Annotated in this window: 14 protein-coding genes; 12 read left to right on the forward strand and 2 right to left on the reverse strand. The window is 32.9% G+C overall.

Features of this window, described 5'->3' with window-relative positions; all coding sequences use genetic code 11:
• Positions 1-218: 218 nt before the first annotated feature.
• On the reverse strand, positions 219-395 hold the full coding sequence (locus tag ATO12_RS26155; RefSeq protein WP_160112065.1) for a hypothetical protein: 177 nt from the start codon (positions 393-395) through the stop codon (positions 219-221).
• A gap of 340 nt (positions 396-735) precedes the next feature.
• Here ATO12_RS26155 and ATO12_RS18025 point away from each other — a divergent pair, with 340 nt between their 5' ends.
• From ATO12_RS18025 to ATO12_RS18045, 5 genes are all read left to right on the forward strand, one after another.
• On the forward strand, positions 736-1,926 hold the full coding sequence (locus ATO12_RS18025) for a phosphoglycerate kinase (protein ID WP_034245186.1): 1,191 nt from the start codon (positions 736-738) through the stop codon (positions 1,924-1,926).
• Positions 1,927-2,134: 208 nt separating this feature from the next.
• Complete coding sequence (locus ATO12_RS18030; protein ID WP_034244608.1) at positions 2,135-3,763, forward strand: LysM peptidoglycan-binding domain-containing protein; 1,629 nt, start codon at positions 2,135-2,137, stop codon at positions 3,761-3,763.
• Positions 3,764-3,783: 20 nt separating this feature from the next.
• Positions 3,784-4,782, forward strand: coding sequence for a DUF4837 family protein (locus ATO12_RS18035; RefSeq protein ID WP_034244609.1), 999 nt, complete (start codon positions 3,784-3,786; stop codon positions 4,780-4,782).
• A gap of 177 nt (positions 4,783-4,959) precedes the next feature.
• Entirely contained in the window at positions 4,960-7,086 is a 2,127-nt protein-coding gene (locus tag ATO12_RS18040) for a Tex family protein (protein WP_034244611.1), read from the forward strand.
• A gap of 330 nt (positions 7,087-7,416) precedes the next feature.
• A complete protein-coding gene (locus ATO12_RS18045; RefSeq protein WP_034244613.1) occupies positions 7,417-9,873 on the forward strand; it encodes a glycoside hydrolase family 9 protein in 2,457 nt (818 codons plus the stop codon).
• Between the two features lie 85 nt (positions 9,874-9,958).
• Here the strand turns inward: ATO12_RS18045 and ATO12_RS18050 are convergent, their stop codons facing one another.
• The gene (locus ATO12_RS18050) at positions 9,959-10,147 is read right to left on the reverse strand and encodes a Sec-independent protein translocase subunit TatA/TatB (protein ID WP_034244616.1); all 189 of its coding nucleotides are present in this window, start codon (positions 10,145-10,147) and stop codon (positions 9,959-9,961) included.
• A gap of 365 nt (positions 10,148-10,512) precedes the next feature.
• Here ATO12_RS18050 and ATO12_RS18055 point away from each other — a divergent pair, with 365 nt between their 5' ends.
• The 7 genes from ATO12_RS18055 (at position 10,513) to rfbA (ending at position 18,690) form a co-directional block, all read left to right on the forward strand.
• On the forward strand, positions 10,513-11,385 hold the full coding sequence (locus ATO12_RS18055) for a M23 family metallopeptidase (RefSeq protein WP_034244618.1): 873 nt from the start codon (positions 10,513-10,515) through the stop codon (positions 11,383-11,385).
• Between the two features lie 6 nt (positions 11,386-11,391).
• A complete protein-coding gene (locus ATO12_RS18060) occupies positions 11,392-12,891 on the forward strand; it encodes a GH3 auxin-responsive promoter family protein (RefSeq protein WP_034244620.1) in 1,500 nt (499 codons plus the stop codon).
• A gap of 55 nt (positions 12,892-12,946) precedes the next feature.
• Positions 12,947-14,641 (forward strand): DUF6909 family protein, encoded by a 1,695-nt coding sequence (locus ATO12_RS18065; protein ID WP_034244623.1) that lies wholly within the window; start codon positions 12,947-12,949, stop codon positions 14,639-14,641.
• A 5-nt stretch (positions 14,642-14,646) separates the two neighbouring features.
• Positions 14,647-15,645 (forward strand): hypothetical protein, encoded by a 999-nt coding sequence (locus ATO12_RS18070; protein WP_034244625.1) that lies wholly within the window; start codon positions 14,647-14,649, stop codon positions 15,643-15,645.
• Positions 15,646-15,734: 89 nt separating this feature from the next.
• The gene (locus tag ATO12_RS18075) at positions 15,735-16,703 is read left to right on the forward strand and encodes a type I phosphomannose isomerase catalytic subunit (RefSeq protein WP_034245188.1); all 969 of its coding nucleotides are present in this window, start codon (positions 15,735-15,737) and stop codon (positions 16,701-16,703) included.
• 6 nt (positions 16,704-16,709) lie between these two features.
• On the forward strand, positions 16,710-17,723 hold the full coding sequence (gene rfbB, locus ATO12_RS18080; protein WP_034244627.1) for a dTDP-glucose 4,6-dehydratase: 1,014 nt from the start codon (positions 16,710-16,712) through the stop codon (positions 17,721-17,723).
• Between the two features lie 109 nt (positions 17,724-17,832).
• Entirely contained in the window at positions 17,833-18,690 is an 858-nt protein-coding gene (rfbA, locus tag ATO12_RS18085; RefSeq protein WP_034244629.1) for a glucose-1-phosphate thymidylyltransferase RfbA, read from the forward strand.
• Position 18,691: the final 1 nt, after the last annotated feature.

An 18,691-nucleotide genomic window follows, 5' to 3' on the forward strand; every position in this document is an offset into this window, starting at 1 on the left:
TACCTAAAAAAGAAAGCAGATCTATAAGATATAAAACCTGATAAAAATCGAGCACCCCTTTAAATTACCAATACAGTAATTATAAAGATATAGTATTTATTTAGCTTCAGTATGTGTACTTATAACGAGTATTAGTTATTATATCTTATTAGAAAATACGTTGTATAAAATAAGCAGAGCCAAATACAATTTAGATTAGTGTTGATTTTCACAGAAAATCATAACCCTTTTAAATAAACTCCCAGTAGCAGAAGTACATATCCTGCAAGCACAAGCCAATTGCTATTTGCTGCCAGAACAGGGTGAATATGTGAGCCTAGAAGACCTAAAAGAACAAGTACAATGCTTATGATTACTGTAATTTTTTTTGGTGTGTGTGCAGATAAATTACTCATAATTAGATAGTTGTTTAGTGTTTTTGTAAATACAATATAGAAATAATTTTTAACATGAAATCTTATTTGGATATTTTACCAATACAAATTGGGTGTCTAAATGAATAAGTATGAAAATAGAATACAGCACCCAATTTTAAAATAAACTTCAAAATCAAAACTTTTTTGGTTTGATAGTAATACGATTATTTAACTATGATTCTTTTATTGAAAAAAGGGTTTTTATAAAAATTTGATAAAAGTGAAAAATTACCTTGGGTTTCAGGTAATTTTTCTATCAGATTTTGATGTTTTTAATGAAATAGAATTATTTTCGTTTGCGAAAAACCAATTCAGTATCATGAAGACAATTGACGATTTTAATTTTGAAAATAAAAAAGCATTAATTCGAGTAGATTTTAATGTTCCTTTAAATGAAAATTTTGAAGTAACAGATGACACTAGAATTCAAGCTGCAAAACCTACGATAATTAAGGTTTTGGAAGACGGAGGAAGTGCAATCTTGATGTCTCATTTGGGTAGACCAAAAGGTGTTCAGGATGAGTTTTCATTAAGACATATCGTAGATAAAGTTGCAGATATTCTTGGAGTGCAAGTAAAATATGTAGCTAACTGTGTTGGTCAGGAGGCAGAAGATGCTGTGTCAGCATTAAACTCTGGTGAAGTTTTATTATTAGAAAATTTGAGATTTCACCCTAACGAAACAAGCGGAGATGCTGTTTTTGCAGAACAATTGTCAAAACTGGGAGATATCTATGTAAATGATGCATTTGGTACCGCACACAGAGCGCATGCTTCTACTACTATTGTGGCACAATTTTTTCCTGAGCAAAAATGTTTTGGTAGCTTATTAGCAAAAGAAATAGAAAGTATCGATAAAGTATTAAGAAGTGGAGAGAAACCTGTTACTGCCGTTTTGGGAGGATCAAAAGTATCTTCAAAAATTACAATAATCGAGAATATCCTGGATAAAATAGATCACTTGATTATTGGAGGAGGAATGACCTATACTTTTATTAAAGCTCTGGGAGGTCAAATAGGGGATTCTATTTGTGAAGATGATAAACAAGAGTTGGCATTAGAGATTTTAAGAAAAGCTAAAGAAAAAGGAGTAGAAGTTCACCTTCCTGTCGATGTATTGGGAGCAGATGCGTTTGATAATAATGCAAGCACTAAGGTTGTTGCTGTTAATACAATTCCTGATGGTTGGCAAGGACTTGATGTAGGGCCCGAAACAATGAAAAATTTTCATGACGTAATTTTGAAATCGAAAACCATATTATGGAATGGGCCACTAGGTGTTTTTGAGATGGAAAATTTTGCTAAAGGAACAATAACATTAGGACACTCTATAGCAGAAGCTACAGCAAACGGAGCATTTTCTCTTGTAGGAGGAGGAGATTCTGTAGCAGCAGTAAAACAATTTGGTTTTGGCACTAAAGTAAGTTATGTTTCTACAGGAGGAGGAGCTATGCTAGAAAGCCTAGAAGGTAAAACACTGCCAGGAATAGCTGCAATAGAAAATGAATAGCATGTAATTTTGTAGGAAAACACTTAATTTTTATAAAAATTATGAAAAAATGGTCGTTTTAACCGTTTTTTTAATGTTTTTAACGCTTTGATTTTTTGCAGTTTAGAAAAAAAAGTGCGATTTTCGCTGCTGTATTGTTGATAACATGTTAAAAACAATGCAAATAGCCCCAATTTTCCGTTGAACTAAAAGCAAATGCATTTGTAAGATGAATAACTATTGCACATTATTTCTTTCTTTTCTATTAGTTTCGGTTTCGTTAATGGGACAAGAAACATCATCAGAGAAACAATCAACCTCGAAAAATACCAAGGAGATTGTACTTAATAAAACTCAGGATTTAAAACAAGATACAGTTCGGGTTGTAGATACAACTCAGGTCATCAAAACAACGGGAGAACTACAGACGACAACGATAACATCGACAAGTGTAAAAGATAGTGTGATTTATGTAGCAAGTGACCATCCCAGGATGTCACAGTTAGATTCTATCTGGAAACAAGAATTATATAACTCTAATCTTTTTGATACCATATACAAATCAGTTACCGAACTGAAATATGAACCAGTAGAATATGTTGATCTTCCTACCGATACGTTAAAAGCAAGATTAGCAGAGCTTAATGCACGTACACCTTTTAATGTAGAGTATAACCCTTCATTAGAGAGTGTGATCAAAAGGTATTTAAAAAATAGACACAAACATTTAGAGCGCCTAATGGCGCTAAGCGAGTTTTATTTTCCTCTTTTTGAACAGGAACTAGACAACCAGAACATTCCTTTAGAAATAAAATACCTTGCTATTGTAGAGTCTGCTTTAAAACCTAGAGCAAAATCCAGAGTTGGAGCTACAGGATTGTGGCAATTTATGTTTGGTACGGGTAAAATGTTTGGTTTAGAAGTAAGCTCATACGTAGATGAGCGTATGGATCCGATAATGTCTACCAAAGCTGCTTGCAAATATCTTTCTAATTTGTATAAAGTGTTTGGAGATTGGGATCTTGCTTTGGCTTCATATAATTCGGGCCCCGGTAATGTAACCAAGGCTATTCGCCGTAGTGGAGGATATACAAACTATTGGAATATCAGACATAACCTTCCTAGAGAAACTGCTGGATACTTGCCTGCTTTTTTGGCAACAATGTATATTTTTGAGTATGCAGACAAACATGGTTTTAAACCCAGAAAACCCGAGTTTGCATATTTTGAAACCGATACTATACGAGTGAAACAAATGATTACATTAGATCAGGTTTCAGAATATATGAATATTGATATTGAAGAATTGCAATTTCTAAACCCTTCTTATAAATTAGATATCATTCCGTATATCAAAGACGAAGATTATGTATTGCGGTTACCACTAGATAAGATAGGTCCTTTTGTTGCTAATGAAAATCAAATCTATACATTGGCAAAGGCAGAATTTGATAAGCGCGAAAAACCATTACCTAAATACTTCGAGGCAAATGATCGAATTCGATATCGAGTACGTAGCGGTGACTATTTAGGAAAAATTGCAAGACGCTATGGCGTTAGAGTAAGTCAGATCAAAAAATGGAATGGTTTACGAAGTAATAATCTTAGAATTGGTCAGCGTCTTACCATTTATCCTCGTAGACCAGTAGTAAGTAAACCCAAAAAAACTACAACAAAAAAAGCGTTAACTAAGGTTGCTGCCAATAGCTCAGAGGTATATACTGTTAAGACAGGAGACACTTTATGGAGTATTTCACAAAAATTTAAAGGAATATCTGTCGAAAATCTTAAAAATTGGAACGATATTAGTGGTAGTGGTATAAAACCAGGTATGACACTGAAACTTTCAAAATCATAACCGCTAACTATTTCTATCTTATGAGAAAATTATCCCTCGCAATTATTTGCCTGCTTTGTATTTTTAGTTGTACAGAAGAGGTTAAAAAAGAAAAAGCCCAGAAGAGTCAGGAATCTATGGCACACTCTAATGGAAGAATAAATCACCTTTCTGTAGTTGTAGATAATGAGCTATGGAACAGTAATGTTGGTGACACTATAAGAAAATACTTTGGAGCCGAAGTACCAGGTCTACCTCAAGAAGAACCATTATTTACATTGCGACAAATACCAATGGAAGCCTTTACCGGCCTTACGAAACAGAGTCGTATTTTTTTGTGGATCAAAAAAGAAGATGGGGCAGAAAATAAATATGGATTATTAAAAAATAAGTTTTCTAATCCTCAAATCGGTGCTGTAATTTCTGGAGCTACAGATGATGACATTACTTCTTTGATTCGAGAGAAACATGAAATGATCGTTTCAAAATATAAATCTTTAGAAACCAAAGAGAAACAAGCTATTATTAAAAAATCGTTAGAGAGGATTCCGCAGCTACAAGAAAAATTAGGAATCACTTTAAATATTCCTTCGGCATATCGTATTGCTATTGAAGAAGACAAGTTTTTTTGGATACGTAAAAACATTAAACATGGTAGTATGAATCTTATGATCTATGAATTACCATTAGGAACGGTAACCAAAGATTCTAATACAGTTTCTAGTATCATAAAAATGAGAGACTCTATAGGAACTGTAAAAATTCCTACCCCAGAGGTTGGTCATTTTATTACAGAAGAGGCATATGCACCTTATCTTTATGAAATTGAATTAGATAATAGATTTACATTCGAGACCAAAGGAACCTGGGAGATCAAAGATCGTTTTATGGCGGGTCCATTTGTTAATTATGCTATAGAAGACATTGCGAATAATAGACTAATGGTACTAGAAGGCTTTGTGTTTGCTCCTTCGGTTAGTAAAAGAGATAATATGTTTGAACTCGAAGCTATTATAAAATCGATAACGTTTGACAAATAACACAATTTTCTGATTTTCTTAAAAAAATATTGCTTCGATACTTAGATATATAGCTATCAAATAGAGATATGTACACTAAAATTAATTTTCTTCAGAAATTGTAGAAAACTTTCTCCTTGGTATAAAATAATCTTTCATTTTTGGTATTATATTTAGCGATTCCAAAAACTTGATTTTATGAGTATCGTTTCCTTTATAGCGAAGCAGATTCCTGTTTCAGAAAAACAAATTGCTAAAACTATCTCCTTACTAGATGATGGGGCTACGATTCCCTTCATCTCTAGATATCGTAAAGAGATGACAGGAGATCTTGATGAGGTAGCTATTGGTGAGATCGTAAAACATAAAACAGCTTTTGAAGCTTTAGAAAAAAGAAAAGAAAGTGTATTAGTCACAATCAAAGAACAAGGAGCTTTAACACCAGAATTAGAGAGAAAAATTCTGGCTGCCGATACACTTACACAGGTAGAGGATTTGTATTTGCCATACAAGAAAAAAAGAAAAACCAGAGCTTCTGTTGCCAAAGAACTAGGATTAGAACCTTTGGCAAAGATCATTTTACAGCAAAAAGAGGAAGAAATTCTTTTTGTTGCCTCGCAATACCTAAACGATACTGTTACTAGCGAAGAGCTGGCATTACAAGGAGCAAGAGATATTATAGCAGAATGGATTAATGAAGATGAAAAAATAAGAAATAGATTACGAAGATTATATCAACGCAAAGCTACTATAGCCTCTACCATAATTAAAACAAAAAAGGATGATGTAGCTGCTCAGAAATACTTACAATATTTTGATTGGGAAGAGCCACTTCATAAATGTCCATCGCATCGACTACTGGCAATTTTAAGAGCCGAAAATGAAAAAATAGTAAGAGTAAAAATTACAGTACCAGAAGATGATGCATTAGATATCATAGATGATGTCATGATCAAAACAAATGTTGAAGCCTGTACAGATCATATGTTTTTGGCTGGTTCTGATGCTTATAAACGATTATTAACGCCAGCAATCTCTACAGAAATACTCAATCAATTTAAAGAAAAAGCAGATGATAGTGCTATAAAAGTTTTTGCACAAAACTTAAAACAATTACTATTAGCTTCGCCACTAGGGCAAAAGAGAATCCTGGCTTTGGATCCAGGTTTTAAATCAGGATGTAAAGTGGTGTGCCTGGACAACCAGGGTGATTTATTGCATAACGAGAATATTTATCCTCATCCTCCACAGCGGGAAACTACAGATGCCATTAAAAAAATACGATCTCTTACAAATGCATATAAGATTGAAGCTATTGCAATAGGAAACGGTACCGCTGCTCGAGAAACAGAGGCTTTTATTAAAAAAATACCATTTGATAAACCAGTTCAGGTGTTTATGGTAAATGAAAGCGGGGCTTCAGTATACTCGGCGTCCAAAATTGCAAGAGCAGAGTTTCCAACTTATGATGTAACTGTACGTGGGGCGGTATCAATCGGAAGACGATTAGCCGATCCTTTGGCAGAATTAGTAAAAATTGATCCAAAAGCTATAGGAGTGGGGCAGTATCAACATGATGTAGATCAAACCAAGCTCAAAAATGAATTGGATACGGTAGTAATGAGTTGTGTAAATGGTGTGGGGATTAATGTAAATACCGCTAGCGTTCCGCTATTAAGTTATGTTTCGGGTATAGGTGAAAAACTTGCAGAGAATATTGTAGCGTATCGATCAGAAAATGGAGCTATACAATCACGTGAAGAACTTAAAAAAGTACCGAGATTAGGAGGAAAAGCTTATGAACAAGCAGCAGCTTTTTTACGAATTACCAGTCCTAAAAATCCACTTGATAATTCTGCAGTACACCCAGAGCGTTATAAATTAGTTTCGAAAATGGCAAAAGATGCTGGAGTTCCTATAAATGAATTAATAGGAAATAGAGAGGCCATTACAAAAATCAAACTACAAAATTATATTACCGATGAGGTAGGACTTCCTACATTAACCGATATTGTTAGAGAATTAGAAAAGCCAGGTGTAGACCCAAGAAAAAAAGTAACTGTCTTTGAGTTTGATCCTAATGTAAAAACCATAGAAGACATAAAAACAGGAATGAAATTACCAGGAATTGTAAATAATATTACAAATTTTGGATGTTTTGTCGATATAGGGATTAAAGAAAGTGGATTAATTCATATCTCAAAATTAGCAAACGAATATATCAGTGATGTAAATGCTGTAGTACAATTACATCAACACTTGATCGTAACGGTAATTGATGTTGATATAAACAGAAAAAGAATTCAGCTTTCTCTTATTGACTAAAATATACAGCCCAAAAAATATTGTAATTTCTTATTTTATACTAAACGCAAATTGACAGAGATGTTAATTTGTCGATTTATGAATCGAAAAGATACATTCATTAGCTGAAATTGTATAACTACCAATTCTATGTCATAATTACTTTTTGATATGCATATGTTTGATTTTTAAGAATGTCTAAATATTTAAGACAAAAGAATCAATAAAAAACACCTGTTTTATTCCTAATGATTTAAGAACTATAACTTTTCTAGCACTATAGCTACTTAAAGAAAGCAATACTCTAGTTTTTAAAGCTTTAAGAAACTCGGGGAATTTTGGTAAGTAATTATGAAAAAATACTTGTATTTAAGTTTAATATTTGTTTTTAAAATTGTTTCGGCACAATCTATCGTCGATGTGCATACGGCTAGCTCAAATGTTATTGTAGTTGTTCTAGAAATGAGTGTAGAAAATCAGGATGTAATTCCCTCTACCTCTGGTTGGACCATAAATGGTACCATACCTGCTTCTATAGGAAGAGGTTCTAGTGTTTATGACGAAAAAAAGTATGATTGGACGGTGGGATATTATGAGATTGTTGTACGACATAATATATATCTCGAATTAAATCACAACTTAGTAAATAATACCAACTATACTATAGTAAGCCCTTATGGTACTATATCATTAGCTTTTTCTGATACCGAAGTGTTTTGTGAATCAATAAAAGTAAATCAAGAAGGATATAGCGAAAACGCAACAGGAAATTATGCCAACTTTGGCTATTATGGAGGTAGTCTTGGCTCCACAATGTTTGATGTGATACCAGACTATCAAGTAGTTAATGATAGTAATACTGTGATTACTTCTGGAAAGCTGATCTATTGGGGAGATGATACCGATATAGGACTGGCAACTTCTGGCGAACACGTATACAGGATAGACCTATCCAATGTTCCGGCAGGAGGACCATACCATATTGTTGTAAATGGTATTGGCAGATCCTACTCCTTTGGTGTTGGGAATGATTATTTGCGTAAAATAGCCGAGGTTCATGCCCGGGGGATGTTTCATCAACGTTGTGGTATCGAACTCAAAAGGCCATATACAGAATATGAAAGAGAAATATGCCATGAAGAAAGTGCTTTTACCATGAATACATGGTCTGCGTTAGGTTTTATTGATGTGCCTGCCAATACCGAAATGCATACTGTTATAGGTGGATATCATGATGCAGGAGATTTTGACAGACGGCCTTATCATACCGTTATTCCCATAACAATGCTCTCAACTTTTGAAGCGTTTCCTCAAAATTTTATTGATAGGCAATATAATATTCCAGAATCGGGAAATGGAATTCCTGATTTTCTTGATGAAGCTTTATGGGGCGTTTTAATTTGGGAAAATTTACAATTAAATCAGGATAACTGGGATAACCCAGATGATTTTGGAGGAGTAATGCAAGGAACAGAAACAATGGCGCATCCAACATATGGAGCACATAGGGCAGATTATGAAGATAATCGCCAATATGGTACTTTTGAAGTTGGAATTAAAACAACTCTTGAAGCAGCCGGAATGTTTGCACAAGCTTCGAGAATTATCGAACCTTATGATTCTGACAGAGCTTCAGATTTGTTGGAAAAGGCCGAACAAGCATGGTCTTACATTGATAAAAATTATGTTCCCGGAACACATCGTGGAGCTATGCTGTATGCTGCGTTACAAATGTATCTGGTTACTGCTATAGGTAATGATACAGAGGATGCACAGAATAGGTATCATACACTATTTAGAGATGAAGTATTAAACACTATCATTAACGGAGGGACATGGCCCGATCAGTACTTAGGAGGTAATATGTCTGCAACAATTAAATCTTCTCAGTTTATTAGTTATTTGCTTGTAAGTGATATTTATACAGATCCCACTATCAACGAAGGGTTGTTAAATGCACTCAAATTTCAGGCTGATACCGGAGGATATATGGGTTGGAATGAAAATGATTTTCCATATGCGCAAGGTGTTACAAAATATAATGGATGGGGAGCTTCTACTGCACAAGGTAGATATACAGAAGATCTTGGTTATATGATGCGATTAAGCACTTCAGAAGAAGATAAACAACATTATTATAACCAGATAAGCAATTATGCCAATTATTCCTTAGGACTTAACCCGCAAGGGCATAGTTATGTAACAGGATTGGGGGATAAACAACCCATAAGTCCGGCACACCTCGATAGCTACTATACCAAATACGGTGAATTACCAGGAGGAGGTACACAATCGATTATCGGAAATGTTCCTGGTATAGTTATCTATGGTAGTACCGAGGGCAGAAGCGGGCAACCATATCAAAGAGTTATTACAGACAAACTTTATCCAGTTTGGGATGACTTACCCGGGTTAAGAAGATGGAGTGACGGATGGTCTCTTATTAACGGAAACGAATTTACTACTTGGGAAACAATGGTTTGGAATGTATGTATGTTTGGTATTCTCTATGACGCTTCCAGCGATGAAACTGTAGTAGTAGACGAAGTAGATCAAGTAGATGATTTTAATGAACCCTACAACGAACTTATTGTTTATCCTAACCCTTCAGAGAATATCATAAATATTAGCTATTCTGAATTAGAAGGAACCAGAGTAGAGATAATAGATATGATTGGTAAAAGAATTTATCGTGAAATGATGAATCAAAATGAACATCTTATTAGGCACTCGTTTGCAGAAGGGGTGTATTTTTTGACGGTATCTAAAAAAGGAGAAACTCTCGTTAAAAAATTTATTGTTCAATAATAACTAGATAGTATATTCAAAAAAATAAAAATAAAAAAACCCAACTCTTATAAAGTTGGGTTTTTTATGTATTTGAATACAAAAATTATTTTTTCTCATCAATTTTAGGATCTTCTTCTTCTTTTGAGGCATCTTTAAATTCTTTTATACCACTACCAAGGCCTCTCATTAACTCAGGGATTTTCTTTCCACCAAATAAAAGCAACACAATTACTACGATTAGAGCAATTTGCCACGGGCCAATCATTCCTAAAAATATACTAGATAATATCATGATCTTAACTATTAGATTACAAAGTTAGCAAGAAATGATTAAATATATGTTTTTAGCTGTTAAAAAACGGATTTTTATATCAATTTTATCAAAATCAATAGACGATTTAGATATCAAAACCGTTGTGTTTTAGTATAAAGTAAGTTGAATTTATCTCTGACAGCATATTTACATCTCGCAAGATTAACTTTTTGTAAGAAAAGCGTTTTTGAGTAAAATAATAATGTAGTAATTTAATAAAAAAACAAAATTAGAAGGTAAAATGTAAATTTCGCAGGTAAAAGATAAACCCAAGATGAGTTCATTATGTATATTTGCGATTAATGATACCGATTTGATAACATTCTTTATTGAAGATGTAATCTATGGCAAAAAAGAACAAAGAACAAAAAAAAATTACCAAGAAGCTACTTAATAAGTATCGCCTGGTTATCCTTAATGAGGATACTTTTGAGGAACGAATATCATTTAAATTAAACAGGCTTAATGTTTTTGTAATGGTTACTATTACCTCAATTGTTTTGGTAGCAGGAACCACTTTTTTAATAGCATTTACTCCGCTTAGAGAGTATATCCCGGGATATTCATCTACCTCTCTTAATTTGAGAGCTAACCGATTGGTGGCTACTACAGATTCTTTGGAGTCGGTAATTAATATAAATCAGGAATATTATAAATCGATTAGAAAAGTACTTACAGGAGATGTAAAAACTGTAGAGTTTGATATTGATTCTGCAATACAATCCCAAAAGCTAAATCCAGAAGAAGTAGACCTTAAGCCTTCAGAACAGGATATAAAACTTCGTGAAGAAGTATCTAAAGAAGATAAATATAGCTTATTCGAAAGCGAAAAGTCAAGCTCTGATTTTTCATTATTTCCTCCGGTAAAAGGTAATATCACTTCTACCTATAACATAAATGAAAAACATTATGGTATAGATGTAGCTGTTCCTAAAGATACTCCGGTAAAAGCCGCATCTTCCGGAACTGTAATTTTTTCTGAATGGACCGCAGAAACTGGTCATGTAATTATACTTAAGCATAGTAATAACTTACTTACAGTATATAAACATAACGCTTCTCTAACCAAGCAACAAGGAGAGCAGGTTAAGGCCGGAGAAGTAATTGCAACAGCAGGTTCGACGGGAGAGTTATCTACAGGACCTCATTTACATTTTGAATTATGGCGAGATGGATACCCAACAGATCCTTCTAACTTTATTGATTTTGAACAATAATTATCTATGTCCTTAAAAACATTAGGAGCTAAAGTATTTGCTAAGCGAATTCGCAAAAAAATTAATAAATGGGCATCTAACCCAATAAAAACCCAGGAACAAGTTTTTGCAGACCTTATAGAAAAAGCAAAAAACACATCCTTTGGTAAAGATCATAATTTTCAGAATATAAAAACATATTCAGATTTTACTCAAAATGTCCCCATACGAGATTATGAAGAATTAAAATCATATGTAGATCGTGTTGTGGCTGGTGAGAATGATGTACTTTGGCCAGGAAAACCATTATATTTTGCTAAAACATCAGGAACTACGAGTGGAGCAAAATATATTCCTCTTACCAAAGATTCTATGCCCACTCATATTAGAGCTGCTCGTAACGCAATTTTATGCTATATTGAAGAAACCAAAAAAGCAAATTTTGTAGATGGTAAAATGATATTTCTTCAGGGAAGCCCAGAGATGAGTGAAAAGAACGGGATATTATTAGGAAGACTTTCGGGAATAGTGGCGCATTACGTACCTAAATATCTTCAAAAAAACAGAATGCCAAGCTGGGAGACTAATTGTATTGAAGATTGGGAACAAAAAGTTGATGCTATTGTTGAAGAGACAGCACATCAGAATATGACCGTAATAAGTGGTATTCCGCCGTGGGTACAAATGTATTTTGAAAAATTACAACAAAAGACAAACAAAACTATAGGAGAACTTTTTAAAGGCTTCGAGCTATTTATATATGGTGGTGTAAATTTTGAGCCCTATAAAGCTACATTTGAGAAATTAATTGGCAGAAAAGTAGCAGGTATCGAATTGTATCCGGCTTCAGAAGGATTTTTTGCATTTCAGGATAGTCAGAATGAAAAAGGAATGTTGTTGCAACTGGATTCTGGGATGTTTTATGAGTTTGTAAAAGCAGATGAATTTTTTGAAGAAAACCCAAAAAGATTAACTATTGGTGAGGTCGAAATAGGAGTAAATTATGTAATGCTCGTTTCTACTAATGCTGGGTTATGGGCATATAATATTGGAGATACAGTACTGTTTACAAACACATCACCTTACAGAGTAATCGTTTCTGGTAGAATAAAACATTTTATTTCGGCATTCGGAGAACATGTGATTGGTAAAGAAGTTGATCAAGCCATTAAAGATGGTATAGAAGCTACCGGGATAATGATTAACGATTTTACTGTGGCACCACAAGTTAATCCAGATCAAGACGAATTGCCATATCACGAATGGTTTATAGAATTTTTAGAAACCCCAGAAGATACCGAAAAATTAGCTTTGGAAATTGAGAATTCGTTGCGAAAACAGAATTCATATTATAATGATTTGATCGAAGGAAAAGTATTGAGAACATTAAAAATAACTCCTGTTCCTAAAGATGGATTTAAAGATTATATGAAATCTGTTGGTAAACTAGGAGGGCAAAATAAACTTCCAAGACTTTCTAATGATAGAAATATAGTAGATGTACTCACAACTATAATAGACAAATAGTCCTAATTGAATTTTAATGTTCAGTTAGTATACTTATATTTGCTAGGAAAAATTTATGGCAAATCTTATATTACAAGGAAGAACGAGGGCTCAGGAAAGTTCTAGCGCAATTGAACGCATGTACATAACTATGCGCCATCTATTTAATAGAGGTTTTTATAAACCCATGGGAGTTTCTGGAGATACCCTTAGAGAGGCATTGTTAATACTTCGCCCAGAGATTTATGGCTCTGTTGCAGAAGAAAAAGTAGAACTTAACGGGTTGCTCTATGTTATTGATCGTTTGCCATTTGGTATTGAAGAATGCAGATATATTAACTTAACAAGTGACGAAGGATATAAAAACTCTCACTTTAAAGCTATAGTACCCCCAAAAAGACGCAGGAACTGCTATCGTATAGATGAGGAGCAAATGAATATCGAGATTACCAGAGGGCGATCAGAAATATACGATATTCTTACACACCTTACCTTTTTATTTATAGAATCACATAAGATCATGAATCGAGTGGTGATTAATGAGCAAGGAAACGTTACAAGAGATTGGCAAAAATTAGAAAAAGCCGTAACATCTAAAAAAGATTTAACCAAAGCCGAAAGAGAAGTCGCTTTGACCCATACAGCTAATATTTTAGGAAGAACCTTTGAAGAAGTTTCTTCTGTATATGGTAGTTTTTCGTGCCCAGAAAATAAAGAGCGGTTCTTAGATATTATTTATTGGTTGGGTAAGCTGGCGATAGAAGAATCAATTGAAGATGAAAAGAGAATTGTAACCTTTAGCCCGGTATTAAGAGAAAGGCTGGGCCATCATATTCATGGAGAGATTTGGGCAAATACAATTAAAAATAAACTAGAAGAACTAAATTTACTTGATCGCCCAATTCACATCATTAGTGCTAATATGCATAGTGTAATGAATGCATTATACGCCCCGATAGCATTAAAAACTGAACTAAAGGACAAAAGCACTTTTGATGTTTATGAATCATTAAGCGATAATAAAAATGATAAATTAAGAGCAAAAGTACGAAAGTTAGCCTTGCAAAAAGGAATGACTTATATAGAAGATCATAGTGGTGCAAATATTAATGTTCAAATATTTGATACTGCTCGATATGCCGATGGGGGATATAAAGATCTGATTACCGATATCGAAGATAAAGAAAAGCCGGTAATCATTGTTATGGATTATGCGTTTGGTGAGCAGGCATATGAAACGATGGATGAACTATTAAAACCATATATCACTTCTCAAGGCAACAAAACACATATAGATGTTAAATCTATATCTATTATGGGTAAAGCAGGTATTCTTGAAGGAGGAAAAGGAGATATAATGATACCATCTGCTCATGTTTTTGAAGGGACTGCAGATAATTATCCATTTAAAAATCAATTAAAAAAGAAAGAATTAGAAGGACATGGCATTGATATCTATGATGGCGCAATGATTACAGTTCTCGGAACGTCTTTGCAAAATAGAGATATCCTGAAATTTTTTCATGATTCTACCTGGAATGTAATTGGATTAGAAATGGAAGGAGCACATTATCAAAAAGCGATACAATCAGCCTCAAAACTTAGAGGTAGTATCAGTCCAAAAGTAAAAGTACGATACGCTTATTATGCCTCAGATAACCCCTTAGAAACAGGAAGTACATTAGCTTCTGGAGGATTAGGAACTACAGGAGTAAAACCAACATACCTAATAACCGAAAAAATAATTGAACAAATATTTAAAGAAAGATAATAATTATGAGTAATGAAAATTACAATGACGAAATAGATTTAATGCAGATCTTTGGTATGATTAAGAAGACTTTTAAAAGCTTTTTAAGATCGATTATATCTGTAATTGTATTCTATAAAAAGAAATGGATTTTATTTTTTATTTTATTTGTTGTAGGTGGAGTAACCGGATATTTTATTGATCAAAATCAAGATACAAAAGATAAGTATGTGCAAGAAATTATAATCGAACCGAAATATAATAGTGCAAAGTATATTTATGATTTTATAGAAGAGCTGGAAAATAATTTTCAAGATGATAATTTTCTTAAGAACCTAGGAATTAGCCTGGATCATGCTAAAAACATAAAAAAAATTTCTATTGAACCTGTAATAAAAGGCACAGATGTTTTAGATAATTTACAAGAGCGATATAAAAATAGAGAGTTCTTTAAAGACATAATGACAGCATATGAAGAAGGTAAATTAGAAGAAGAAGGGTTTAGAGATTTTTATAAACATCATAAACTTACTATTAATTTCAATAAAGCAAGTGAGTATAATAGTAAAATGATTTCGTCTATTTTAGGGTATATTAAATCAAATAAATATTATCAGAAAATATCAAATCTTACGCTAAAACAAAAAAAAATAGATATAGAAAGAAATAAGAAATCATTACAATTTATTGATGCGTATTTAAGTAATTTGGAAAAAGCACCATTAAAGGCAGAAAACGAAGCCATTATTATTTCCTCAGGATCAGAATTGCCTATGGTTTCTATAGCTTCTCTATTACAAAAAAAAGAACTTTTAATAGAGTTAATTAATGACCAGGAACGTGCTTTGATTCTTGATAAAGAAATCTTTTCTTTTGTCGACTATGGAGATGTTATATCAAAACGTAAGAAATTACTAAACCGTATGATGATACTAATCCCACTACTTCTTATAGGACTGTTTTCTTTATTCTATTTTCTCAGATATTTGAATAGAGAGATAAAAGAATTTGTTAAAGACGAATAATAATAGGTTTTTACAATTTAATACTTGTTCATTTAGGCAGTATACTTTGTCAAAATCTATGAAAGAACTAATAAAAAGCAATAATTATGCTGTATCCATTAAAATTTCGACCAATTCTAAAAGAAAAAATATGGGGAGGAAATAAATTAAAAACTATTCTCAATAAACCTATAATAGATGAGAATACTGGTGAAAGTTGGGAAATATCTACGGTGGGTGATGATATTTCGGTAGTATCTAACGGAAAGTTAGAAGGAGAAAAACTAGACCATCTAATTAAAGAATATAAAGAAGATTTGTTAGGTAATAAGGTATATCAGCAATTTGGAGATCAGTTTCCTTTGTTAATTAAATATATCGATGCCAAAGATGACTTATCTGTTCAGTTACACCCTAATGATGAATTAGCAAAAAAACGACATAATTCTTTTGGAAAAACTGAAATGTGGTATGTTGTTCAAGCTGATGCTGACGCTAAATTAATTGTTGGTTTTAATAAAGATACCACGAAAGATGAATATGAAACGTTCCTGAAAGAGAGGAAAATTACAGAATTGCTAAATTTTGAAGACATTTCAAAAGGAGATAGTTATTTTATTAAAGCAGGAAGAATACACGCCATTGGAAAAGGATCATTGATTGCTGAAATTCAACAAACGTCAGATATTACGTATAGAGTATACGATTGGGATAGAAAAGACAGTAATGGAAATGAGAGAGAATTGCATACAGACCTTGCATTAGATGCTTTAGATTTTAAAGGAGACAGATCTTTTAAATTAGAATACGAAAAGGATAAAAACAAAATTAATAATCTTATTTCTGGCACATATTTCACAACAAATACACTTGAAATTGATCATGATTTAAAAAGAGATTACAAACACCTAGATTCGTTTAAAATCTTGATGTGTGTTGAAGGAAATGGTGAAATAAGAACTGATAATAATTCTACAAGTATCTCATTTGGTGAAACCATATTGATTCCGGCCAAAATTGAAAACTTACAAATTAAAAGTAATACTCAAGGAATGAAATTATTAGAAGTTTATATCTAATATATTATGAAGGGAAACATATTAATAACAGGAGGTGCAGGATTTATAGGGTCGAATTTTGTGAATCTTATTTCAAAGAATAATGACTCAAAAATTATCAATCTTGATGCATTAACCTATGCCGCTGATCTTGCTAATGTTGAAGTCCAAAATAACACAAACTATACTTTTATAAAAGGAGATATTTGTGATTGGAGTGTGGTTGAAAAAGTTTTTGTAGAACATAATATTGATACCGTAGTTCATTTTGCTGCAGAATCTCATGTCGATAACTCTATTGAAGGCCCAAAAGCTTTTATTGAAACCAATATTGTTGGAACTTTTAATTTGCTACAAGCTGCATACCAAACATGGATGAAAGCTCCAAATCAACCAAAGCTAGAATTTGAACACGCTCGATTTTTACATGTTTCTACAGATGAGGTCTACGGCACATTAGGAAAGACAGGCCTTTTTACAGAGGAAACACCTTATGCACCTAATAGCCCGTATAGTGCCTCAAAAGCATCTTCTGATATGTTAGTTCGTAGTTATTTTCATACCTATGGCTTACCAGTGGTAACAACAAACTGCTCAAATAATTATGGTCCTAGACAGCATAACGAAAAACTAATCCCAACGATTATTAGAAAAGCTATTAATGAAGAAAATATACCTATTTATGGTGATGGCAAAAATATAAGAGATTGGTTATATGTTCTGGATCATTGTAAAGGAATAGATTTAGTATTACGTACTGGAAAAATTGGAGAGACATATAATATTGGAGGAAAAAATGAAAGAGAAAACATATATATTGCCAGGACTATTTGTGAAATTTTGGATACTATAATTCCAAGAAGTACTTCTAAATCATATAAAGATCTTATCACATATGTTACCGACAGACCTGGTCATGATTTTAGATATGCTATTGACGCTTCTAAAATTGAAAATGAATTAGGGTGGAGTGCAGAAGAAAATTTTGAAACAGGAATCAAAAAAACGATAGATTGGTACTTAAAGAAGTATAAAAACTAAGAACGTTTATAATTTTCAGTATAGACTAGATATGTTTTAAATGTTTTTGAAATAATTTTGTAATTGATAAAACCTCGGACTTCAAACATCCGACATCAGAGAAAAAGAGATGAAAGGAATAATATTAGCAGGGGGATCAGGAACACGTTTACATCCACTTACACGGGCGATTAGTAAACAATTAATGCCAGTTTATGACAAACCAATGATATATTATCCTCTTTCTACATTAATTTCTGCAGGGATTAGAGAGATTTTAATCATATCTACTCCTCAAGATTTGCCATTATTCGAAAAACTATTAGGTGATGGCAAAACTTATGGTTGTAGGTTTGAGTATGCTGTTCAGGATCAACCAAACGGATTAGCAGAAGCTTTTATTATTGGCGAAAAATTTATTGGCGATGATAAAGTTGCCTTAATACTGGGAGATAACATTTTTTATGGATCCGGATTAGAAAAACTGTTAGAAAACAATAATGATCCCGATGGTGGCATTATATATGCGTATCATGTTCAAGATCCAGAACGATATGGAGTTGTTGATTTTGATAAAAATGGAAAAGTTACTTCGATTGAAGAAAAACCAAAACAACCAAAATCAAATTATGCTGTCCCCGGAATTTATTTTTACGATAATAAAGTAGTAGAAATTGCTAAAGCTATTAAACCAAGTGCTCGAGGAGAATTAGAAATTACTGATGTAAATAATGTATATCTGAAACAAGGAAAATTAAAAGTAAGCATACTTGATAAAGGTACGGCCTGGTTAGATACAGGAACGTTTAACTCTCTCATGCAAGCAAGTCAATTTGTTCAGGTTATAGAAGAACGACAAGGGCTTAAAATTGGAGCTATAGAAGAAATAGCGTATAAAAAAGGTTTTATCGATAAAGATCAGCTTCAGGAATTGGCAAAACCATTATTGAAAAGCGGATATGGTAAATATTTATTACAACTAGATTAAG

Origin of the sequence: Aquimarina atlantica (assembly GCF_000626715.1) — a bacterium.
In the GTDB taxonomy this organism is placed as follows: domain Bacteria; phylum Bacteroidota; class Bacteroidia; order Flavobacteriales; family Flavobacteriaceae; genus Aquimarina; species Aquimarina atlantica.